Below are 25671 nucleotides of genomic sequence, written 5' to 3' on the forward strand. Positions count from 1 at the left end.
GCTCAAGCAGGTCGTCGCGCACACCTATTCATCACAGCCGAAGCCACTTGAACTTGAAGTTTAACTTGAACAGCTTTCCGCTTCGAAGCGCTTCCGCAGAAGCGTCGCAATGCTTGCTGTCGGTTAACGCGCCGAATCCGTTGCCGCTAAGCACCGATCCAAGCCATCCGCGCCTTCCGAACGCGCCGGTGGAAATAGCCAGCGCAAGAAGCACGCCGAACAAGAAGCTGAACCATATTGCAGCCTGACCGCCGCTGTAAGGCAGCGCGACCGGACGCACCAAGTATCCGAAGCTAAAGTATCCGACTAAGTGGCCTCTGCTACCATTTTCACCAAAGCCGTCGCTCTCATTATCGGACTTATCTTTTGCGTGTCCGTACAAAGCGTATTCAACTCCACTGCCGTCAGTTTTTAGCTTCTTGAACGCCGCAGTATCCACAGCGCCATCTTTGCCCATTATTGACGTGCAGCTATTAAAATCAGTTGCGCCGCCAAGCTTATTGACTTTGCATGCAACCAAGTTAAGGTTGCTGAGATCGCCAAATCTGTCGTAATCGTCGTGGACATCCGCAAACAGAGTCTTTCCACTCTCCTTGCTTTCCGACTTCGAAACTTTTCCGTCCTTGTATTCCACAGGATTACCCTTAACCGTGAGCTTAGAGTAGTCCTTCTCATCCATTGCTACAACGTAAGGATTCTTAGCATCTGTGTGCCCACTTAGAAGCGATCCTGCAGTTGCTGCAACTGTTGGCTTCTCGTTATCTACAGGAATCAGATACACAGGCATTACAAATTCGTAATTGGCATCGTTATTCCAGCCGCCGTCTTTACCTCGCGTTTTATGAGTATCACCAACCCAGCTATCGCCATATGTCATAATAATCGATAAGCCATTATCTGGATTCTTAAGAATCTTATGGCCGATTAAGCTACTGTTGATTGCGCCAGACCTACCCCATGCGCCAATCCTAGCGAAGTTGGTAAGCGAAAGACCAGTATTACTACTCTCAGACGTTACGCCAGAGCTATTAGGAATAGAATATCCACCGCCGGTACCGCCCTTTGAAATCATATCTATGACGTTTACATACCAAGTTTCTTTAGCAGCACCACCATTGTCGTTATCAGCGCCGTTAGCACCAGACCTATGGTCTTCAGATGGATTATACGTATAGAAGTGCGTACTCCCATCAAAGCTGAAGCCGTTTCGATTGTGCTCGCCATCAACCTTATCGCTACCTCTTACTTCTGGAAGCAAGGATGGCTGGCAATCAGCAAACGCCCAATCACTTCCATCAACATAGTTTCCACACTCGTTTTCTGGGTGCAAAGTACTGTTACGCTTAAGCTTCAACGCAGATTGCAAATCATTAAGCGTAAAGTTGCGCTTAGTTGAAGCATTGTACAGATACAGAAGAGACTTCTTATCTTGCGAAAGAACAAATCCTGGATCATACGGACGACCATCTACGCGCAGAGCCTTATCGCCCTTAGTTTCGTCGAAGCTAGTAGGCGCATCAGATAAGTAGTCTGCAGCACCGTTACTATCACCACCATGCTCACTATCTACGTTTTGAGGTGCACGCAATCGCACAAATCGCGTAATCTTATTTTCTCTCGGATTTGGCACAAGTACGCGGCTTCTCCAGCCTCGAGTCATAACAGCAACGTCTTGTATCTTTCCTACTTGACGATCACCATAGTCAGGAAGATTCAAAGGCTTATGGTCATCGTCCATAGCATTATAGTCATACTTCCTAAAAGTCACCATAGTTCTACCAGGATCTAGCCTTGGATCCTCATTCGTAACGATTTCGCTATCGTTTTGAAGCCAAATTCCCTTCTTTGGTTCGCCCGCAAAGTTGTTTTCGCTGCGCAAATCCATTCGTATTGCGCGCTCCTCGTGACCACTTAGAAGCATCGGGTGTATTTGCACTATTTGACGCTTCATAGTAACACCGAAGTACACGCAGTCGGACGGCTTCTTCAAACCAGACCAGTTGTCTGCGCTCCAGTAATCCGGACGGCATACTTCGCTAGGCTTTTCTTTTGCGTAAGCCATTGGCAGCACGTCAAGAGTATCTTCTGAACTAGCGTCGTCTTTGTAGGAGTTTTTATCTTTTGCAGCGCGACCTTTTGCATTTTTACCTTTTGCAGCACGCGTATTTCCGCTGTTTCTGCTATTTCCGCCGCTTCGATTACTTCCGCCGCTTCTTGCAGTCTTATTTCCGTCCCTATTAGGCGAATCATCGGAAAGATCTTCAGGGCTTCTAACACCAGGCATATACGTCCATGGGCCAACTTCAAGACGGCTGCGTGCTCGAACCACGCTTCCTGGAGCTAGGTAACCACTAGGGAATGTTATAACAGCATTACCCTTATCATCTTGATTAAGCGTTACTTCATTCGGCTTGGAAGTACCAGCGCATACACTCCACGATTTATCCCAGCACACGGAAATTGTTTTACCAATGCTGGTTTCTACGTCAGGTTCATTTGAACTTGTAGCAGATCCAAAAAGACCATTAACAGCAACAGGCTTTTCAAGCTCTGAAGCAGGGTGATAGTAAACTACCATTCTTTTAGCTCCATAGCCTGATTTAACTACAACTTTATAATCGCGATTTTGTGAAGAACCATCTTTGCTGAGCCAGCTATCATACTTTGCAAATTCATCACTTTTACCATCGTACGCAACAACAGATGGTTTCACCATGTCTGTCCACGTAGCCTTAAAGCATCCAACAACAGTTTTTGCACTTTGCTTTCCAGCACTATCTGTAGTTTCAGCATACATTGTAAATACAGTTTGCTTATTTACACTTGGATTGTCTAAATCTGTGCTTCTGTATTTTTCAACAAACCTTCTAAGCAAATGTTTATTCGTAACGCCGTTACTAACAAACTTCAGCATTGGACTAGAAGTTTTACCACTAGAATCCTGAATATTATTCGCTTGAATATACACATTCAGATTATTAACCAGCACTTTACTGTTTATACTATTCGGGTATAAAGTAACGTATTTCCTATTAAAACCACGGCCTTGCACCCACTTGCGATCACCTTTGCCTGGTTCGTACTCATTGAAATCATCGTCTAGCTTTAACGCTGAAGGCAAATTAATCGTAGCCTTATCAGCTTCATACCAAGCTTTCGTATTATTTTCATAAATTTTCTTATCAAGAGTAATAACATCATCATCAATTGTATTGCAGTTATTCACATCGCCGTTAATCATGCATCTTCCGTGAATATCCCACGGCTTACCGTCCCACTCCTGATAACTCTTCGCACTAATAGTCGGCTTCTCATTATCAACCGGCATAAACCACACGTTTATCACGTTCGTTGTGTTATCTGGCGTCTTACCAGGATCACGAAGCAGAAGATCGTTCGTAACCTGACCATTATTCACATAAAGTTGCGCATGCATAAACGGCCTGTTATTTGCGTATCCCTCAGGCTTCGAAGTACCTTCACCGTACGCGTCGTAGTCGTTCATAGTGTCAACATCAATATTCTTAGTTATAATGTCGCCAATATTTTCGCCATCCGCTTGACCGTTCAGATCTTCACCGCCAGGCATAAGGAAGTCCTTGTGAATAGCATATTCACTAACATACTTATCTTCACCAGCATGCTGACTACCCTTATTTTCAATAAGCCTATCTGTAATATGTACTTCACTTCCGTTCTTCATATTTACAGAAGCATTGTAAGAGAATGAAGAACGATCCATAATAAATTCTTTAGGCGTGTACTTAACTAAATTAAGCTTATTTCGCCACTGGCACGTACCTTCTTGCGCAACACCTTTATGAGAAGCAATAGATGCAGCACATGTACCATCGTGCACAGCGTAACCTAATCCATTATCGACTGCCATAGGGTACGAACCATTCCATGCGTCAAATTGCTTATTATCCGCCGCGCTCATAGGAGTTAGAGAAGGCTGCGGATTATTTTCATCTTTCGTATTGATACTAGGCGTACCTTTTACAAGCTTTAGCACATCCTGAAGGTTTAACGGCTTACCATTGCCGCCCTTGCGGTATGAGTTTATGTTCCACTTGTACACAAAGTATTGCGTGCCAAACTTTTGATTTCCATGCAAGCCGTTTTGCGGCCCGTCAAATCCAGGGTCATTTCGCCCGTCAACACTTTTCTTGTTGTTGTCTACTAATCCCCACGTATAGTCCTTACGCATATCAACGAAGCGCGTCACCTTATGGTCAATCGGGTTAAGCGTAGTCTCGTCATCAGCTTCCAACTTTTTGAAAGAAAGCTTCTTTTCGGCATACTTCTTTTCGGAAATTTCTCCTAGCTTGCCAATACCAGTAACACCACCTAAGCACAGCTTCCACTGCTGATCCGTCTTCGACTGGCATGAGTATTGAGGCTTATTCTCACCATAAGCATACTTTGCTGTAGTTTTTGCAGGATTAAAACCGTTATCGTATTGGTCATAAGTATCGTACTTATTTTCACCTTTAACGCCAATTTCTTCCTTGCGGTAGCCGAAGATTCGCTCGTTCCGCTTATCATGCCTCATCCAAGAAAGCATTGCCACGATTTCGTTATTATTAAGCTCAAACGGGTTCACTTGCACTAAGCCGTTTGGCCACGCAATATCGAGCGGAAGCGGGTCGGACTCTTCGTAATCCTGAAGATTGCCTGGCTCCATAAGCTTCCAAAGTTTATCTTGACGCCAATCTGGATTATTTTCCGGCACAGAGTAAGTGTCTACGTAAATTCTGGAACCAATTTCCGCAAAGTATTCCGGAATCGCAATATTTCCAGTTACAGGATCAAAAGTTATTTCGCACCTGTCGCCGCCGTTAGCTGTGCAACCCTTGATATGGTCTCCAAGATTTGCTGTAATAATGCGCTTACTAAATTCTTCACGCCATTGATCGTTATTCATTCCAACAGAACGATCTTCGCCTTCAGCATCTCGATCCTGACCCTTAGATTCTTCCAACTTAGCATCTTTAGAATCTTCAGCGTTCTTGGAGTCATTTTTATCGGAAGACTTGCTATCTTTACTGCCTTTGTCATCCTTGCTTGCGCTACCATTTTCGGACGTTTTAGCAGCATCACTCTGCTTGCTACCGTTATTTACTTCAGATTTTTGTGTATTTTCTTTCTTAGAAGAATCGCTTTCGTTTAGAACTGCAAGCTTTACGCTACCGCGCCTTCCCGGAACATTGCGCTTCTTAGCATTCTTCTTAGTCACTTTAGTAATCTTCAAAGAAGCAGGCTTGTTGCTAGTTTGAGACTTATTAGTCTGCTGCTCCTGCTGCTTATTTTCTGACTTCTGCGACTTCTGCTGCTGACCTTGTTCCTGCTTACCCTGCTGATTTTGGGTAGAGTTCTCCCCAGGTTTAGCATTTTCAGTCTTTTCGTTATCAGCTTTAGCCTTGTTGTCAACTTTCGCCTTATCACCAGCTTTATTCTTATCGTCAGCTTTAGATTTATCTTTATCCTTGCCATCAGCCGACTTGCCATCAGCTGCCTTATCGCCAGCCGCGTCTCTGTCCTCTAAAGCAGACCTATCTTCAGCAGACCTATCCTCAGCAGCTCTAGACCCATCCGGTCTTGCAGCATCATTATTGTGGTTATACGTATTAACCTGATGCCAAAGATCAGTCTTCTTATTACCGTCTCGCTGAATAACAATGCCGTAGCAGCTGCCATCATTCGGGCACATCGTAAAGTAGTTATGATCCTTCTTAGGAGCTTCCTTACCGCGCGCCCAAATGCGTACCATAATCGAACGCACGCGCTTATCTTCATCCCAAGGATTCACTCGCCCAACATAATGCCCATTCGGCTTCTTATCCCACCAAACGTTTGGCAAACCGTAACCAGGAGATACAATAATCAGCCTAAGTTTCTTTATTACGGAATTACCTGCAGCATCCCAACCGTGGAATATCAAATCATGCACACCATGATTTCTATTCTGATCGCCCACTAATACTGTAGGAGAACCATCATCTTTAGAATTATTGCTGTTAATAACCCATCCAACTTGATCCGTCGGACTATCAGATTCACCATTTTTATGAATGAACTGATCGTAGCTTATAGTAGTAAAATCGCCGCAACCACGATTATCACAATCATTCTTCCTATCACGATTAGTCGTAATCATATCGAAATCATTGCGCACAACGACTTTTTTACCATCAAAGAATCTCTTATTTTTATCGTTAGTAAAGTAGTCAGTAGCTTCCTTCGGCTTCACACCAAGCAAAATCCTCTTATCGTCATGACCTTTAACCCAGAACTTAATTTTGCTATTAACAGGAATCTTCAAACCATCAGCTGGAACATCAACAGGATCCCCATTATTCACGCTCACTTTTACATCCAACGTTGGCTTCTCGTAATCAACGTACGGGAATACAACAGGTATAACAGTAGTCGAATTATCCCAGAACGTAATCTTTACGTACTTTACAAACACGTAATTTGGCAAAACTTTAGGATCCTTGCCATCCTGCAACTGAGCACTATACTTGTTTCGCATCCAGTTTCTGTAAATACGCTTGATTTTATCCAAGACTTTCGTCTGCAATTCTTGCTTTACAGGATCGCCCGGCTTCAACTCCTTACCGTCATCACCAGTCTAGGAGCGTTACTTACAAACCAAACATTACGCTTAGTAGCATTTTGCGCTTTAGGCCAGCATTCAGACATGCTGTCTTCACGATCCTCACCCATAGCTGCACGATCGTTGTTTGCAGCGGAAGCATCGTCACTATCTACGGATCTAAATTGAATAGAAGACCTAGACTGACCGGTAATTTTATCCTTGTATTCGTCAAGAATCTTAGAATGGCCGCAAGGATTTACAACGCTGACAATAGGCACTTTAGCAGCAACGCTTAAATCAGCATCCTGAAGAGTATTCGAGCGAGGCTCATCACCCCACTTATCCGTCCACTCAGCTTTATAAACAGCAAGATTCTTAAGAGGAGTATTAGAATCTCCATCCGGATTACTAGTCAAATAGCTCGCATCAAGCGGATAATTGTTTGCCTTTGAACCCTTCTTCTGTTTTATGGAACCATACCTATGCCTTGTACCATACTCATCCTTATTAACAGGCGGGAACAAGTTAGGGTCGAAAGCCATTACCTGCTTATACAAGTCGGAACGTTTACCAACAAAATTCACAAATCCAGCATTATTATCACGATCATCAATAATAAGAGGATTAGGAAGCGGCTGATCGTAAGAATAATACTTAGGAGTCTTGTTATTTTCGTCATATTCCTCAGTTTGCAAAGGCTTAAACACGTCTGCTTGCGTAATAACCCTATACCACAAATCCTGAGTTTCGCTCATATGATACGTTCTATCGTTATATCTAAGCTCAAGCTTATGCCTTCCAGGAGTTGAATCCTTCGTATTATGGTCGTTCATACCAGGATTACGGAACCACTGATTGCCTCTAGCATAGCCGTTATTTGGAGAATAATAATCAGGCAATAAGCGTATATCTTCACTCTCGTTCATAAGACTTGAAGATCCCAAAGGCTGATTTACTATTCCAAGTAACACACTAGAGAATGAAATAAGCCTGTTCCTAAGATAATTACCGCTGTCACTGTTGTACGGTCCCAAACCAGTACCCTTAAGGAAGTGGTATCTAGGAGCCTGAATATCCATAATTCGCGGCGCACCATACCACTGCTGATGCATTACAGTGTACATGTAGAAGTTAGCGTCACGACCAAAATTAGTCATGGAATATTTACTGGCTTTAGTAACACCAAACGGATCAGTAGCACCATAAAAACCTTTGCTCTGTCTCTTACCGTAGTAAGATCCTGCAGCGTAGAAGAATGAAAAGTTTTCACAACCCGTGCCATCGCCCTTGTTAGCAGTGCAATATGCGTCGTTTTTATTCGTAGAAGTTGTAGTAGTGAAGTGAATCTTATACGTATAAGCAATTTCGCCAGACTTAATATTGTTCACAAAACTAAATACGCGCTGCGTGTCATCTTTTATAGATCTATAAAGATTTTGCACAAGAGCAACATAAGCAGGACTATAACCTCTGCTATAGCTTCCTTCAACTTTAGGAACAACTCTAAGATCGCCTTCATCCAAAGCACCATAGCTACTGGATCTAATGCAGTCCAAACCTGTGCCATCACGGCACCAACCAATAGCTTCAGTACTACCCAAATCCTCAGTTGTTACAGCATCCGGAAGAATCCTAGAATAATTGCCATTCTTACTGTCGTCAGTGCCACGCATCTTATTCCAAGCTGCAACTAAATCGTCTCCAGTATCAAAATCGTTACCGTCAGTTTTAATGCTGCATAAACCGTTAGGATTATCCCAAGAAAATGAGCAGGTTTCGCGAGGAGGATTATTGTTGCCTTGCTTCTTCTTATACAAAGCAGTAGCTTCCCTGCCACTGTAAAGAACACGCTGAATATACTGCCTTCCGCCTTCACTACCCTTGTCTAGGATCTGACCTTTTGGAATCGTAAAGTAATCAAGAGCAGCACCAGCGCCTTGAGTACGGCCGCCAGCGTTAAAAATAACATCCCACACGAAGCCGCCGCCGGAAAGCTTAGGAGTACGCTTTACAAACACGAAATCTGCAGTGTCATCTATAGGCAAGTTAATTCTGTCGACGCCGGAACCCTTATAATTAAAGGCCATGTTGCGTAAACGGCCCATAATAAAAGTGCCCTTAGGGTATGGAGTGAAGTAAGTTGCGCCGTAATGATCCGTGCCGGAAGGATCTTCAGGCACAGGACCGTTCTCGTAGTGGCCGCGAGGTCTCGTTGCTGCACTAGCAAATTGGTCACCCGATTCCAAGTTGTATCCAAGACTATTAACATCCAAATCGTGGCCGTTAGTGGCGCGCAAACCAGCTCCGTCGCCGTCAGTAGTAATACATGCACCTAAAGCGTAATCCTTGTTGCATCCAGGGCGATACACTTCGTAAGATTCACGAGCTGTGTAATTATTAGCGTCGCGGTTTTGTGCTTGGGCTTGAGCTTCTTTGGCAGCGCGCTCAAGAGGTGACATGTTTTGAGAAGCGGAATTTGAATCTGCGCTTGCAAAGCTTAAATCTTGCGCGAACGGATTGCTTTCGTTTACAAATACTCGATGATTGCCGAAACTCTGTAATGAGGAAAGGTCAGAGGACGCGTATGAAGACGAGGAGAACGATTGATAGGATGCAGAGGCGGCGGAATTAGCGGAATCGGCGGAATTAGAAACCGACTCAGAACCAGAATGAGAATCTGGACTTGCGGAAGTATTTACGGAAGTATTTGCGGAAGTATTGTTAGCAGCTTTGTTAGAAGCCTCGTTAGCAGTATTAGCGGAAGTCTCAGAAGATGAATTAGCACCATCCGCCGCAACCGCAGTTTCAGCAGTCAAGCAAACAGGCAGCCACATAGCCACAGAAATAGCGCACACCAGCACTGTCTTAAGCGCACTAGGGAAAGCGCTAACGAGCGCACGATACACATGCTGATCCGCGCGCTTAGCCGCACGAACAGCCGCACGAGTTGCGCACTGGGTCAACTGACCTATGCGAACAAGAACGTTTAGCATAATCGTCCAAATACTCTTCATAATTCCACCTGTTTTACATTGTTTTACGCGCTTTACGTAGCCTCGCGGCAACGTAAGTTTGTTTTTAAGTTTTGATATTAAGTTTTGATATTAAGTTTTGTTGTTAAGCTTTAGTTTTTAAGTTTTAATATTCAGTTTTAGTATTCAGTTTTGTTGCTATACGCAATCGCTTATAAACCGAGAATGTTTATAAGCCAGTCGAACGTCTTTTCGCCGTGACTGCCCCTCTTACGTTTCTTACGCGAGCTAGACTTTTTGACCTTCGGCCTCTTTTTTGGCCGATTCGCAATCGCCCTAGCTTCCTCACGCGCAAGATTTTCTCTGCGTACAGCGCTAGTTGCAACGCTAGTTACTGCGCTACTTGCGTTATCTTTTGCGCTATCTTTCGCGCTATCTTTCGCACTACTTGACTCGCTATCTTTCGCACTATCTTCTTCGTCTTCCTTCTTTTTCTTCTTAACCGGCAAACCAGCCCACCAAATGTAGCCGCCCACCACGCACAAGCTTCCAAAGCATCCCAAAACCCACCAAGGGAATCGCGGAACATCCGGCTTCTTGCCACGAAGCGCCTTATCCGCAGCAGGCGTTGGCACAACTCGCTCACCAGTCACCAAAATGCGCTGCGTGTTAATACCGAGAGGCGTGCAAGTAATCAGCGTCACCAAATCCTTGCCAGGCACAGCCGCAATCTTCTTCGTTTCGTCCGGGTTCACAACGATTTTGTCAACTACCTTATAGGTAAGAATCTCGTCGAAAACCTCAATCGTAAAAGTGTCACCCTTAACGATTTCGTCAAGACGCGTGAACATTTCCGCACTAGCAAGACCCCTGTGGCCGGTTATAACCGAGCGCGTGCCCTTTCCTCCAACCGGAAGCGAAGTTCCACGCAAATGGCCAAGACCCTTCAGAAGAGTGGCATCCTCCGTGCCGTGGTAAACCGGCAAATCAAGATCAATCTTCTTAATACGAAGACGAGCCATAAGGCCATCATCGTTAGCTTTTAACTGATCCCAATAGTCCTGACTAGCATCCGACGTTTCTCCATGCGAAGTTGGAATATTCGTATTCGCTTCGTAAATAGCGCCAGACGAAAGCTTCTGATTGTACTCGCGCGCGCGGCGCAACTGCTCGTGCGGAGCAGGAACCGCATGCGTAATAAGCTTCGCGTACTCAGCCGCAACCTCCGACATGTGATACTGACTCAGCCACATGGCGGCATGCGGATAAATAAGCGACGCAAACGACGCGAGCAACAGCAAAGCGGGGATTATACAGGACTTAGAGAAGTGCCAGTTTTTTGCGTTGTTGCGCGAGTTTGGGTGGTTTTCTTTTCTCACGATTTTGTTTTCGACATTCTTGAGTTTTGGCTATGAATTTTGACTGGCGTTTGGCTGGCAGGTTTCTGGAGTGGCTGTGTGAGATAGGAATTACTTATCTCGCAGCGCTCCGCTCTTATACCTTATTTGGACTTAGCGGTTGCGTAGTTGAGTTTAGTTTTTTTACTTACTTTTTCTGCAAAAATAGTATTTATCAACAAGATTATTACTATCGTTCCGCTTTTATATTGCTCGACAAGCAATTCCTATCTCCCACTATTAGTAAAACCGCTAGTGTTTTGTTGTGTGGTAGGAGTGCTTGGTGTGGTGTGTGCAGCAGCATAAATGCTAGTGTCCGCTAATCAACAGGAATCAGCGCCTGCAAAGCAATGATGCAAAGCTTCAGAAGCAACTTCAGCAGAGCAAAACTGCAAAGCTTCGGAAACATTTGCTGAGGAATATCCGGAGTTTGTTGTCGTTTTTGCGTTGTTCGGAAACATTTGACGGAGATTTCCGGCGTTTGAGCTCCGACCTGCTTCCGCGCATAATCCGCAGCATAGCCGTTCGGCTGATTTAGCATGTGAAGCATGGTGTGCTTTAAATGCCAAATCATGCTTTGACGGAGCTTGAAATCCCATTGATTTCAAGCTCGGTCAAAGCGCGCGAGCATCCCTCACTCAGTGCGAAAACCTCAAATCTCACCACACGAATATCCACACAACTGAATAACTGCACAACTAATCCGCTCAAACCGGTTGCATAGCTTGTTTCGAAACCAAACTGTGCAACCGGCAGAGCCAAATCAGCTGAACAATCGTTCAAGCCACACAGCCAACTAAGTCACTCAGCCAGCCGATTGAGTTTTACTCCTGTTCCTGCTCCTTGCGACGCTTCATCACGATGTAGAAGAGCGTGCCAGCGATGCCAACAATGCCGCAAACCGTCAAAATCACCAAGCCGCGAGCACCGGTCATAGGCAAGTTGCCAAGAATCTTGTCGAGTTCGGTGGCTGTGGAGTTGACAATCTCATGAGCGTTGTCACTCTTAAAACCTGCTTTTACATCCTCTTTGGTTTCTACTTTAACATCGTAGCAAGTTGGGGTTTCATTCAATTTGAAGCCGGCAGGAGCCTTGGTCTCAACAACGCAGTAAATCTTAGATTTAGCATCATCACCATTGCCAATGAACAAGTCCGCAGTTGTTACACCATTATCATCAGTTGCTTTAAGCTTGATAGCGTTGGCATCGTCCGTACCTTTATCAAGCTTTGCCTCGATAGTAGCCTTAGTTGCAGCATTACCTGTAACATCGGCAATCTTTGTACCTTCTTTAACTGGATAAACAGTGAACTCTGCATCCTTTAATGGCTTCTTGCCCTTTTCTTTAGTATCAGCATCATTAACCTTGGTGATCTTCAAGGTAGCAAAGTGAGAAGTACCGTGAGGGTTCTTATCGCATGGATTTTGCTCAGTTGGAACACATGGGTGATCCTGATCACCATCACCAATCTTGCTGTTGTCAATCCAGCCAGTAATAAAGTTAGTGAAGTTCTTTGTTCCCTTAGTAACCTTAGTCTTTAAAGTAACCTTCAGAACGTAAGTATTGGTCTTGAAATCTTTGTTGATTTCTGCCAACCTAGAATCAGTAAGGCTAAACGTTACTTTTTTATTATCTGAAGAAGGAGTAGCAGTGTAGTCAGCAGCTTGAAGCGTTACATCACTTGCCGTAGAGTCTTTCGCCTTTCCTTTCTTAGCAAGCTTAACGTTAGCTTCATCTAAGCCAGCATACGTCAAACCTTCAGGAAGGGAATCGACGAATCCAATATGCTTATAACTCTGGTTGTCAGAAGGAGGCACTAAAGGAATAGAAATATCCCATGGAATGATAGTACTTCCGTCATCAGCAACATAAAGCTTGGTTGGATCCTTTGGTGTCTTGGTAGGAAGGTCGTTACTGGTATCATTCTTTGGATACACATCGACGTTGTACAACCATTCCCATGAATTCTCAGTCTTGTGAGGCAAAGGCGTTGTGATGAAGAATGGATCAACCTTGCCTGTAACAGTTACAGACTTCCACTTATCTCCATCCTTAATTTGAGCATCCTTTGTGTCAGACTCTTCAACGTAGTAAAGCGATTCGGCAAGACCATCAAACTTGGTGGAACCATCGTCACCAGTTGTTTGTGTCTTGCAGTCAGTACTGAGCGCAAATTTAGCAGTGCCGCCTTTCGGGGCTTTTAAGAATGAATCTGCATTCTTCGTAGGAGAAGAAGGGTCGAGATCCTGAATGTCTTTGATTCTCTTCCAGCCTTCAGGTGTAGACAAATCAATCTTCTTTTCATCCGCATTATTACCAGTTGCAAGAGTTACCTTGCAGATTTTGAACTCAACACCTTTAACTTGATTTCTGCCTGAAACAGTTTGCGTTGTACCTGTAGCTTTGGTTTTGGAAATACCACCATCGTACTTGTGGATAGTAATAGAAGTACCGCTGTCTTTTTTACTAGCATCGATGTTTCCGGTGTTTGCACCTGCATCCTGCTCACCAGCAGCCCAGGCAATGGAGCCTGCAACGCAGCACGTTCCGAGTGTGCAGGTCGCGGCTAATACGGCAACAGCGCGCTTTAACTTTAAAGTCTTTAGACGCATATTCCCTCTCTTCAATAAATCAATTAATCGTCTTATTCTCTTTATTTAGACTCAAAAAGGCCGATCGTAGACCAAACAAAAAAGATTATAATGTTGTAACAACTGCATCAACGCAGACGCACGACTGTAAACACACGATGCGAATGCAGAATACAACTTCAACCTTCATCATTCAGCTATTTTTCGCAATTGTGCGATAACGCTCAACCATGAGTAAATACAATAATAGCTGATAATTAGACGAAAAATAACGTGAAGTATAACATAGTCAAATGTTTATATTTCTGAGCATCTACCCCCCCCCCGGTACAAAAATCGTTAAAAATCAATGGGTTTGGAGGTGTCAAATTACTAGCTCAGTCGCTTTTTGCGCGTTTTTATTTTTTTCTCAAAACCAAATAACGGCGTGTCGCATCGCCTTGCTTTTTCACTCAAAGCGTAGCGTGAAAAAGCAAATCGATGCGGTAGCGACGACTCAATGCTGAAAGCACAGTGTGCTTTCAGCGTCGGAGCGCACACGATTACGCTTTCTTTATTTCTTAAGAAAGCGTAATCTGCCGAGCAATAATCCAATAAGATACAAATACAATTGACTCGCTTTTCGCTTAAGCGTAGCGCGAAAAGCGACCCAATGCGATAGCGCTTGCATATTGTGTAAAGCCCAGTGGGCTTTACGCGCAAGCGCGCACACGATTGTGCTTTCTTTATATTCCTAACGAAAAGTCAACCTGTCAGAATTTCCAACAAGTTCGTTTGGAAAGTACAAGGCAAGTTGAGCGCTAAATCGCAGCACTCAAGCAGATTGTCGCACATTCGGCACAAACTCAATCCTGCAAGTCGCGTTCAAAGCACTTGCAATACGATTCAAAAGAGCAATAGTCGGATTCCTCGAACCATTTTCCAACCTGCTAATATCCGACTGACTTATACCTGTCTTCTCCGACAGCTCAGCCTGAGTCAAACCAGCCTTTTTTCTAGCCATAACAAGCGACATAGTCAAGTCTCTTTCCGACTGAAGCGCATCATACTCTTTCTTGAACTCGGGATCCTTCATAAGCTCGTCCGTGAGTTCATGCAAATCATTCATTCGCGTTTCCTGTACTGCACTCGTTCCCTGCCCCACTTGCATTCCCTGCAACTCTTGCTTTTCCATCACAAGCCCATCTTTCTATTAAAATATTCAGCCCTTCTCTGCATAGCTACCAATATTTCACTACGCGGAGTTTTCTGCTGCTTTTTAACAAACCCATTGGTGGCAACAATAATTTTATTAGCATCAAAAAAGTATAAAATACGCACTATGTTGCTACCTAAAATAGTGCGAAGCTCAAAAATATGGTTGCCAACATGCTTACTAAGCGGCTCTCTTGCGTCGCTTCCTAACATCTCCAAACGACGCAAATCCGAAACCACCTTTGCTCGCAACTTAACATCTAAACTTTTAATAAACTCACGTACTGGCTTATCACCATCCTTATCACTGTAAAAAATCACATCAAACAATTCCCCAACCCCCTGTTTTATGTTATATATAGCATAATCTCTTGTATACATCTTGTCAAAACAAGCAACCATACGTTACTAACGCAGTCGCCAATCTGCACGCATGTCCCAAAACAACCAAAATCAGCCACTAACGCAGAACACACGCGTTCTCTAATTTGCAGTAATTAAAAAGACGATAGATTTTTATTTCTACCGTCTTGCTTAAAGCTCATACAACTATCTACTTTGTTCTCTGTGTATTAAATTTTCAAATTCTTATTGTTTAACATTCCAGCAAACATTGTATGATACATATCCTTCGACGATTCTTCTATCCTGGTAATACTTGATATTTTATTTCCTGCATCCTTTGATGATGCTCCACAAAGATAAAAGGCCTCATTTTCTGCCCCAAAGTCTATTGCAATATATCTATCATGGTATTTTTTATCAGCTATCTTCAAATTCAAATCTATATTAGGATAGTCTTTTCTAAAATCATCTAAAATATTTTTCGTAAGCATATCTTTATTTCTTACATTATCGCTAAAAACTATGATTTGCATGTTATCTCTTGCAGCCCTTAAGAGTTCCAATGTTTTAAGCCCTATATAATTATCTATAACATAGATGCTTTTCTTTGCTGACTTATATATTTTTGTATAGGCAACATCTGCTTCTATCTTATCTCCATTCAGCAAAAGAAAATGCTTGTAGGTGTTACTATCTATAAAATTATCCATTACCTTTTTCAGATCTTCTTTTGTTGCAAAGGTGCTAATTTTATCATTTATATTTGCTATTTCTTTTGGATGCTGCATTATGTAATTTGTATTTTGACTTGTTTGCAATAACAGTTGCGCCATTTCTTTTGAGCTAAGAAAGTCTCTATTTTCAATAATGAAATCTTTCATCTGCTTAAACATTCGTATTAAAGCCTTACTTTGCTTAACTGCCAGCTCTCCCCTTAATACGGTCATAAGCATATAGATTCCCTGTTCTGTAAAGGCGTAGGGCTTGTATTTAATATTACTGCCTCTACCTTGCGCTTTGTTCAAGGTCGCAAAATGCGACCTTGAAAGTTCAGATACTTGCCCATCGTTCAAGGTGCCAAAATGGTACCTTGAAAGTTCAGATACTTCCTCATCGGTTAATTGGAACATAAAATCGTCATCAAATTTTTCAATATTCCTTTTGACCTGTCTATTAAACATTTTTGTCTCATAACCATAAATTTCAGCTAAATCCGAATCAAGCATAACTTTTTGATTTCTTATATAGTGAATCTTACTTTTAAGCGTAGTTCCATCTATTACAACAATCTCTTTATTCTCTTCTGCCATAATGCCCCCAACATTATCTAAATATCTTTTCCAATCCGCCACGCACTGCGTAACTTTTACTGCGTAACTTTTTTAAATCAACTGCGCCAGTAACAAATAAACAACATCGTGCGTAGATTTATTAGTCTTTGAGCTGAATTAATAGGTATGATGCATCGATGCTCTTGTTCAGCGCTTGAAACCATGCTGATAGTACTAGTATTTGCTGCAATCATACGACTGAGGTTATTCGACTTGACAATAATTTCGCAATCAGATTAACGCATTGTGGATAAAAGGTATTGAGCGCACGAAAAAGGTATTGAACGCACGAAAATAAGTAGTTACGTAAGATTACGCAAGAGACACGCGCGCAGAACACCAACTGCGCCAGTAACAAAAAGGAGCTTCAAGCCCGAAAGCTTGAAGCCCCAATTTATATCAGATTATCGCAATCACTCAGCTTCGTCGCCATAATCGCCCTGACCGCCTTGATCATCAAGGAAGTCATCTGGATTAAAGTCGTCGCCGAGCTTCATGTCGCCAAAATCAATGTTGGAGAAGTCAACATCGCCCATATCGCTCTCACCGAAGTTCGAAGGCGTGCTATCCGCACCACCCAAACCGAAGTTAGGGTAAATGGAGTCGCGCACCTGAGGATCAGGCTCAACGTTAGCGTTGCGGTAACGCGCCAAACCAGTACCAGCTGGGATGAGCTTACCGATAATAACGTTCTCCTTCAAGCCCTTAAGGTCATCTTCCTTCTGGCTCAAGGCGGCCTCAGTAAGCACGCGCGTAATCTCCTGGAAGGATGCGGCAGAAAGCCAAGAATCCGCAGCCAAAGAAGCCTTGGTAATACCCATAAGCTCTGGTCGACCAGCAGCAGGCTTGCCACCGTTCTTAACAGCAGCCAAGTTTGCCTCGCGGAACTTTGCCTGATCCACAAGCTCACCAGGAAGAAGTTCAGTGTCACCAGAATCAATCACCGTAATACGGCGAAGCATCTGGTGCACAATAACCTCAATGTGCTTGTCGTGAATATCAACGCCCTGAGAACGGTAAACGTTGTGAACTTCTTCCACAATATTCACCTGAGCCGCACGAGGACCAAGGATTCGAAGAATCTTCTTAGGATCCACAGAACCTTCAATCAGCTGCGTACCAACGTCAACATGCTCGCCATCCTTTACCAGCATTGGAGCACGACGCGTCACAGGGTAAACGATTGGCTCAACAGTAGTGTCGTCTGGAGTCAAAGTCACCTGACGGCCGTGGTCGGTATCCTCAACCTTCACAACGCCTGGGAACTCAGCGATTGGAGCCTCGCCCTTAGGAGTACGAGCCTCGAAAAGCTCCGTAACACGAGGAAGACCCTGCGTAATATCGGAAGCCGAAGCAACACCACCAGAGTGGAAGGAACGAAGCGTAAGCTGCGTACCAGGCTCACCAATGGACTGTGCTGCCACAATACCAACAGCCTCACCAACATCCACGAGTCGGCTCGTAGCCAAGGACCAGCCGTAGCACTTTGCGCAAACGCCGCGCTTAGATTCGCAAGTAAGCACAGAACGCGCCTTAACTTCCTCAACGCCATGCGCAACCAAATCACGCAAAACGTCCATAGAAAGCGCATCTCCACACTTTGCCAAAACTGTTGTGCCGTCGGCAGGGTCAATTACGTCTGCAGCAAGCAAGCGCGAGTATGGGCCACCATCAGCAGCCTTAACAAGCGTCAAATTGCCGTTTTCGTCGCGATCAGCAATCTTCATCATAAGACCGCGCTTAGTGCCGCAATCTTCTTCGCGCACGATTACTTCCTGCGAAACGTCCACAAGACGACGAGTCAAGTAGCCAGATTCTGCCGTACGAAGTGCGGTATCTGCCAGACCCTTACGAGCGCCGTGCTGGGAGATGAAGTACTCCAACACGGACAGACCATCGCGGTAGTTTGACTTAACAGGTCGAGGAATAATCTCACCCTTAGGGTTTGCCACGAGGCCTCGCATACCAGCAATCTGGCGAATCTGCATCCAGTTACCACGTGCGCCAGACTGAACCATGATGTTCACGTTATTGTCGTCGTGGAAGTTTTCGCGCATTGCGTCTGCAACCTTGTCGGTGCATTCAGTCCACAAGTTGATCAACTCTTGACGACGCTCTTCATCGGTAAGAAGACCCATATCGTACTGGGAGTTGATTTTTGCAGCCTGATCCTCGTAATCTTGCGCAATTTGCTCGCGATTTGGAGGAAGCACAATGTCGGAGAATGCCATTGTTACGCCAGACCAAGGAGCGCGAGTAAAGCCGAGATCCTTCAAAGCGTCGAGTGTTGCAGCAACTTGAGCTGTAGAATAGCGGGTTGCGATTTCGTCGACGATCTTAGAAAGTACGCCCTTCGGCACCTGCTCGTTTACGAACGGATAGTCGACTGGCAAAGTTCCGTTGAACAAAATGCGTCCGCAAGAAGTTGCAAACAGTACAGTTCCGTCCTTAAAACGCTCTTCGCGCACAACGTCTGGGCTGCCAGGCTCAGGATCAACAACCTTAAGCTCGGAAGGCTCCCAATTCTTTGGCAATACGAAGTCTGAAGGAACGCGAATCAGCACCTTAGCTTGCATGTCAATCTCATGCTTGTCGAGAGCCATTTCAGCTTCAGCAAGCGAGGAGAAGACTCGGCCTTGACCCTTGGCTCCCTCAATTACGGTAGACAAGTAGTAAAGACCCAAAATCATATCCTGAGAAGGCATTGTAACGGTGTGACCGTCTGCTGGCTTCAAGATATTGTCGGAAGCCATCATCAAAGTGCGCGCTTCAGCCTGAGCTTCTGCAGAAAGCGGAAGATGCACTGCCATCTGGTCACCATCGAAGTCTGCGTTGAATGCTGCGCAGGCAAGTGGTGGCAGGTGGATTGCTTTACCTTCAACCAAAATTGGCTCAAATGCCTGAATACCCAAGCGGTGAAGTGTAGGTGCGCGGTTAAGAAGCACAGGATGCTCGGAAATAACTTCCTCGAGCACGCCCCAAACTTCGGAGTCGCCGCGGTCAACCAAACGCTTTGCGCTCTTCATATTCTGAGCGAAGCCCTGATCTACCAAACGCTTAATAACGAACGGCTTGAAAAGCTCCAATGCCATTGGCTTTGGCAAACCGCACTGATGCATGCGAAGGCTTGGGCCAACGACGATTACGGAACGGCCGGAATAATCAACACGCTTACCGAGCAAGTTCTGGCGGAATCGGCCTTGCTTACCCTTAAGCATGTCGGAAAGCGACTTTAATGGTCGGTTGGATGCGCCAGTTACTGGGCGGCCGCGGCGACCGTTGTCGAAGAGCGAGTCGACTGCTTCCTGAAGCATGCGCTTTTCGTTATTAAGCATGATTTCAGGAGCGCCGAGCTCAATAAGTCGCTTCAAACGGTTGTTACGGTTGATTACGCGACGGTACAAATCGTTCAAATCGGAAGTTGCGAAACGACCACCATCAAGCTGAACCATTGGTCGCAAATCTGGTGGGATTACTGGAATTACGTCCAAAACCATAGCTTCTGGCTTGTTTCCAGTAGTCAAGAATGCGTTTACAACCTTCAGTCGCTTCAAAGCGCGAGCCTTGCGCTGACCGGTTCCATTGTCGATTTCTGCGCGAAGCTCTTCTGCGGCAGACTTCAAATCGAAGTCCTGCAAACGCTTCTTAATAGCTTCAGCACCCATGCAGCCTTCGAAGTAGTCGCCGTAGCGATCTTCCATCTCGCGCCACAAGTCAACGTCGCCTTCCATGTCTCCTGCACGCAAGCCCTTGAAGCGGTCAAACACGGCGTTCAAACGTTGAATCTGCTCATCGTAGCGAGTGCGAATAGCAGACATTTCGCGTTCTGCACTAGCGCGCAACTTAGATTTTGCAGCACCCTTACCGTCGCCAGATTCTTCCAGCTCGTGCAAGTCTTCTTCAACTTTCTTTGCGCGCGCTTCGATTTCGTTATCGCGACGCTTGCGAAGATTGCCGATTTCAGTATCGAATTCGTCTTGCAAATCTGGAAGATCTTGATGACGCTGCTCTTCGTCGACTTTCGTAACCATGTAGGCTGCGAAGTAGATTACTTTTTCAAGATCCTTAGGTGCAATGTCGAGCAAGTAGCCCAAACGGCTTGGCACACCTTTGAAGAACCAAATGTGTGTTACCGGAGCTGCAAGCTCAATATGACCCATGCGTTCGCGGCGAACGCGGCTGCGGGTAACTTCTACACCGCATCGCTCGCACACGATTCCCTTAAAGCGCACGCGCTTATACTTGCCGCACGCGCACTCCCAGTCGCGAGTTGGACCGAAGATCTGCTCACCGAACAGACCGTCCTTCTCTGGCTTTAGGGTACGGTAATTAATGGTTTCTGGCTTCTTTACTTCGCCGTGGCTCCAGCTACGGATATCTTCGGCGGTGGCCAGTCCAATCCTCAGTTTGTCAAATGCGTTGACGTCCAGCACTCTTATCGTCCTGTCTCATGAAATTGTTTTCTAATGTTTCTTAATTTCTTAAAGTGTGTTCGTTACCGAATCGGTTACCGAATCACTGGTATTCAGGTTCAACAGCAATCTGGTCTTCCTTGGCGGACGAATCTGGTCGAGCGCCAATATTGAAGCCAAGATCGTCGGAAGATGAAACTGGGTCGTCCTCTTCATCCTTCATGTCGATTGCAACGCCTTCAGCGTTCAACACTTCAACATTAAGGGAAAGCGACTGCATTTCCTTAAGCAACACCTTGAAGGATTCAGGAATGCCTGCTGGTGGGAGGTTATCGCCCTTAACAATAGCGCCATACACTCGCACGCGACCGTCGACGTCATCAGACTTCGTGGTCATCATTTCGTGCAATGTGTAAGCAGCACCGTAAGCCTCGAGCGCCCACACTTCCATTTCGCCGAAGCGCTGGCCGCCGAACTGAGCCTTACCACCCAACGGCTGCTGGGTAATCATGGAGTAAGGACCAGTGGAACGTGCGTGAATCTTATCATCAACCAAGTGATGCAGCTTCAAAATGTACATGTAGCCCACAGAAATTGGCTTCGGGAATGGCTCGCCAGTGCGACCGTCAAACAAAGTTGCCTTACCGTCTGAACCAACAAGCTTTTCACCATCGCGATTTGCGAGCGTTGTAGAAAGCAAGCCCTTCAAAGTTTCTGGGCGAACGCCGTCGAATACTGGGGTTGCAACTGGAGTGCATGGATCGCCATGCTCAGCGCCCTGCGGCACGTACTTCTTCCAAGCAGCCTCAAGGTCTGGATCCAAGTTAATATCCCAGCCAGCGTGAGCAATCCAACCCAAGTGAAGCTCGAGCACCTGGCCCAAGTTCATTCGAGAAGGCACGCCCAATGGGTTAAGCATGATGTCAACTGGAGTACCATCAGCCAAGAATGGCATATCTTCTTCTGGCAAAATGCGGGAAATAACACCCTTGTTGCCGTGACGGCCGGAAAGCTTATCGCCTTGCGTAATCTTACGATGCTGAGCGATGTAGACGCGAATCATTTGGTTCACGCCGTTTGGAAGCTCGTCACCGTCGTCTTCAGCGTCTTCGCGAGTGATTTCCTTAACTGCAATCACAGTACCGGTTTCGCCGTGTGGCACGCGCAAAGAAGTATCGCGCACTTCGCGGCTCTTTTCGCCGAAGATTGCACGAAGCAAACGCTCTTCTGGAGTAAGCTCGGTTTCACCCTTAGGAGTTACCTTACCAACCAAAATGTCGCCGGCTTCAACTTCAGCACCGATGCGAATAATGCCGCGCTCGTCAAGATTTGCAATCGCATCTTCGCCAACGTTTGGAAGATCGCGAGTAATCTCTTCGGAACCAAGCTTGGTTTCGCGAGCATCGATTTCGTATTCTTCAATATGAATAGAAGAAAGCGTATCGTCTTGCACAAGACGCTGGGAAATAATCACAGCATCCTCGTAGTTGTAACCATTCCAAGGCATGAATGCAACGAGCAAATTCTTACCCAATGCAAGTTCGCCCTTTTCGGTTGCAGGACCATCTGCCAAAACAGTACCAGCTTCAACACGCTCGCCATCTTTAATAAGTGGCACCTGGTTGTAGCAAGTAGTCTGGTTAGAACGCTGGAACTTAGAAAGCTTGTAGCTGGACTGAGTTCCATCGTCGTTCATAACGCGAATAATATCTGCAGAAACGTAGGTTACAACACCTGGCTTTTCTGCCAAGATTACGTCGCCAGAATCAACTGCTGCACGCCATTCAGAGCCAGTGCCAACAAGTGGTCGCTCGGACTTAATAAGCGGCACAGCCTGACGCTGCATGTTCGTACCCATCAAAGCACGGTGGCCTTCGTCGTGCTCCAAGAATGGAATCAAGGAAGCGCCGAGGGAAACCATCTGGCGTGGGGAAACGTCCATGTAATCTACAGTGCTTACAGGCACATCGACTGCTTCTTCTTCGTCCACGCGGGCAAGTGCCTGAGTGCCAACGAAGTTGCCGTTTTCGTCGAGTTCCTGGTTTGCCTGAGCAATAACGTGCTCAGCTTCGCGGTCTGCAGTCATGTATTCGACTTCGTTAGTTACGTGACCGTTAACAACCTTGCGGTATGGGGTTTCGATGAAGCCGAATGGGTTGATGCGTCCGAAGGTTGCCAAAGAACCGATAAGACCGATGTTTGGACCTTCTGGGGATTCGATTGGGCACATACGTCCGAAGTGGGATGGGTGCACGTCTCGAACTTCCATGGAAGCGCGATCGCGAGAAAGACCACCAGGGCCGAGTGCGGAAAGACGACGCTTGTTCGTAACGCCTGCCAATGGATTGTTTTGATCCATAAACTGGCTGAGCTGGGAAGTTCCGAAGAATTCCTTAATAGTTGCGTTTACTGGACGAATGTTAATCAAGGACTGTGGAGTAATTGCTTCCGCATCCTGAGTTGTCATACGTTCGCGCACAACGCGCTCCATGCGGCTTAAGCCAGTACGAAGCTGATTCTGCACAAGCTCGCCAACCTGACGAATACGACGGTTGCCGAAATGATCAATATCGTCAACGTCAACACGCAACTGCACGTCTTGACCATCGCGCTTACCTGGGAAGGTTTTTTCGCCTGCGTGTAAGGTTACCAAATATTTGATAGTGGCGATAATATCTTCGCGGTTCAAGCTGCGATCACTGTAGTCTGCTTCGAGACCAAGCTTGCGGTTGATCTTGTAGCGGCCAACGCGAGCCAAATCGTAACGCTTTGTGTTGAAGTAGAAGGAGTCGAGAAGATTGCGGCCAGCTTCTGGAGTTGCAGTGTCAGCCGGGCGAATCTTACGATACAAGTCGGTAAGTGCATCGTCTTGCGTATCGATAGGCTCTTTTGCGAGCGCATCCAAAACAAGAGGATATCCTTGGAAAGCTTCGGCAATTTCGTCTTTCGTCATGCCGATTGCCATAAGGAATACGATTGCGGACTGCTTACGCTTGCGGTCTACGCGAACGCCTAAAACGTCGCGCTTGTCGATCTCAAATTCCAACCATGCACCGCGGCTTGGGATAATTTTCGCACCGAAAACATCCTTGTCGGAAGTGCGATCTTGCGCACGGTCGAAGTACACGCCTGGAGAGCGCACAAGCTGAGAAACGATTACTCGCTCGGTTCCGCCAATAATGAAGGTACCGTGAGGAGTTTGAAGTGGGAAATCACCCATGAAAACAGTCTGGCTCTTAATTTCGCCAGTTTCGCCGTTTTCAAACTCAGCGTTCACATAAAGTGGAGCGGAATAGGTGTAATCCTTTTCCTTGCACTCGAGCACAGTGTGGCGTGGTTCTTCAAAGTATGGGTCGGAGAATGTGAGGCTCATTGTCTCAGCAAAGTTCTCGATTGGGGAAATCTCCTGGAAGACTTCGTCAAGACCGGAAACATGAGGCACGGTGTGAGTTCCGTTTGCCTCGTCTTCAGCGACGCGCTTCTTCCAGCGCTCAGAGCCGATCAACCAATCAAAGCTGTCGGTTTGCACGCCGAGGAGGTATGGCACATCAATAGGCTCACAAATGGAGCCAAAATTCACACGATCTGACGCTTTGTGCAGTTTAATATCATGCTCGTCAGCACGTGCGATGACTTTCGTGGTGCTCGTCATAGCTTGTTCAGCAGCCAATGGACGTTCCTTTATCACTCGCTAGTTAATATCAATATTTGAAAACTGAAGAAAATCGCGGCAAATTTGGTGCTTATTTAAGCATATTTTGATTCGCGGGCGCCTTCTTCGGTTCCATGAGCATGCCCGCTATATGACACACCTTACACAGACTGTCTATTCTAGCGAAAGCTCCGGACTTTTCGCAGCTATCACCACGCCAATAAAAAACCGACAACAAACGCCGGAAAAATTGCGCGCGTTTGGAGCGATACGCAACCCCAAACCCTCCAAACGCGAGAAAACCACCCCACATTTGGAGCGATACGCAACCCCAAACCCTCCAAACGCGAGAAAACCACACGACAAATGTTTCCCAAAACAATGAAACATAATGTGCAAGTTGCGAGTAAACTAAATACGTTACGATTACGAAGTTACGTAAGGAATACTTAAAAGCTAAGGAATAGAATGGATAACAGCGAGAATACGCAAGAAGCAGCGGCAAAAGCCGAAGAGCAAACCGACGCACACAAAGCCGCCGCAAGTCGCGTAGAGCAAATGTACGAGTACGGCTACCGCAAGTCAAACTATGGCCCTGACGAGCTTGTAACCGACGCTCATGGAAATCCAATTAGCGTTATGGACGCCATGCTCAGCGCCGACGATGCCGCGCGAGCGGAAACGCACACGCCTCATCTTTGCTTCTACTCCCCTCGTATTCCAGGAAATACCGGTTCTGCGATTCGTCTTTGCGCTGTAACTGGCACGATTTTGCACTTGGTTGAACCGCTTGGGTTTAATTTGCACGATACTAAATTGCGTCGCGCAGGCTTGGATTATCACGATATGGCTCACGTTGTTTTGCACCCGAATTTTGAGAATTTAGTTGAGTCGATGCCTAATTCGCGAATTATTGCTTTTACCGCAAATGCTACGAAACTTTACACTGAAATTGAGTACAAGCCGAACGATATTCTGCTTTTTGGTCCAGAACCTGGAGATATTCCGGATCCGATGGATGTTATGGCAGGCCCGCATGTGGCAGAGCAGGTTCGTCTTCCAATGCGACCTTCGCTTCGTAGCTTAAATCTTACAAATTGCGCTTCTATTGCAGTGTACGAAGCGTGGAGACAGCTCGGTTTCGCCGGCGGCAAGTAAGCACATCAAACTATG

10 protein-coding genes and 1 pseudogene are annotated in these 25671 nt (G+C 45.7%); 1 reads left to right on the plus strand and 10 read right to left on the minus strand.

Annotation, left to right across the window (positions count from 1 at the left end; translation table 11 throughout):
• Window positions 1-31: 31 nt before the first annotated feature.
• The 10 genes and pseudogenes from HXT52_RS04615 to rpoB form a co-directional block, all read right to left on the minus strand.
• Window positions 32-9618, minus strand: a pseudogene (locus tag HXT52_RS04615) (hypothetical protein).
• Window positions 9619-9788: 170 nt separating this feature from the next.
• Entirely contained in the window at window positions 9789-10955 is a 1167-nt protein-coding gene (locus HXT52_RS04620) for a class C sortase (protein WP_421775824.1), read from the minus strand.
• Window positions 10956-11292: 337 nt separating this feature from the next.
• Entirely contained in the window at window positions 11293-11547 is a 255-nt protein-coding gene (locus HXT52_RS04625) for a hypothetical protein (protein ID WP_421775825.1), read from the minus strand.
• Window positions 11544-11756 carry a hypothetical protein gene (locus HXT52_RS04630; RefSeq protein WP_421775826.1) on the minus strand — a complete coding sequence of 71 codons (213 nt, stop codon included), beginning with the start codon at window positions 11754-11756 and terminating at the stop codon, window positions 11544-11546. The genes HXT52_RS04625 and HXT52_RS04630 overlap by 4 nt, the downstream gene beginning before the upstream one ends.
• A gap of 41 nt (window positions 11757-11797) precedes the next feature.
• Complete coding sequence (locus HXT52_RS04635) at window positions 11798-13585, minus strand: SpaH/EbpB family LPXTG-anchored major pilin (protein ID WP_421775827.1); 1788 nt, start codon at window positions 13583-13585, stop codon at window positions 11798-11800.
• 793 nt (window positions 13586-14378) lie between these two features.
• On the minus strand, window positions 14379-14738 hold the full coding sequence (locus HXT52_RS04640; RefSeq protein WP_004135663.1) for a helix-turn-helix domain-containing protein: 360 nt from the start codon (window positions 14736-14738) through the stop codon (window positions 14379-14381).
• Window positions 14738-15160: a type II toxin-antitoxin system RelE/ParE family toxin gene (locus HXT52_RS04645; RefSeq protein WP_230453930.1), complete on the minus strand. Its 423-nt coding sequence runs from the start codon at window positions 15158-15160 to the stop codon at window positions 14738-14740. The genes HXT52_RS04640 and HXT52_RS04645 overlap by 1 nt, the downstream gene beginning before the upstream one ends.
• A gap of 170 nt (window positions 15161-15330) precedes the next feature.
• Window positions 15331-16413 carry an ORF6N domain-containing protein gene (locus HXT52_RS04650; RefSeq protein WP_410296481.1) on the minus strand — a complete coding sequence of 361 codons (1083 nt, stop codon included), beginning with the start codon at window positions 16411-16413 and terminating at the stop codon, window positions 15331-15333.
• A 434-nt stretch (window positions 16414-16847) separates the two neighbouring features.
• Complete coding sequence (locus HXT52_RS04655) at window positions 16848-20867, minus strand: DNA-directed RNA polymerase subunit beta' (protein ID WP_421775828.1); 4020 nt, start codon at window positions 20865-20867, stop codon at window positions 16848-16850.
• Between the two features lie 82 nt (window positions 20868-20949).
• Window positions 20950-24498: a DNA-directed RNA polymerase subunit beta gene (rpoB, locus tag HXT52_RS04660; protein ID WP_032841565.1), complete on the minus strand. Its 3549-nt coding sequence runs from the start codon at window positions 24496-24498 to the stop codon at window positions 20950-20952.
• A gap of 468 nt (window positions 24499-24966) precedes the next feature.
• Between rpoB and HXT52_RS04665 the strand changes: the two genes are divergently transcribed.
• Window positions 24967-25656, plus strand: a complete 690-nt coding sequence (locus HXT52_RS04665; protein ID WP_116794301.1) for a tRNA (cytidine(34)-2'-O)-methyltransferase — start codon at window positions 24967-24969, stop codon at window positions 25654-25656.
• The last annotated feature ends 15 nt before the right edge of the window (window positions 25657-25671 follow it).

The organism is Gardnerella sp. KA00288, from assembly GCF_049244085.1.
Taxonomy (GTDB): Bacteria; Actinomycetota; Actinomycetes; order Actinomycetales; family Bifidobacteriaceae; genus Bifidobacterium; species Bifidobacterium greenwoodii.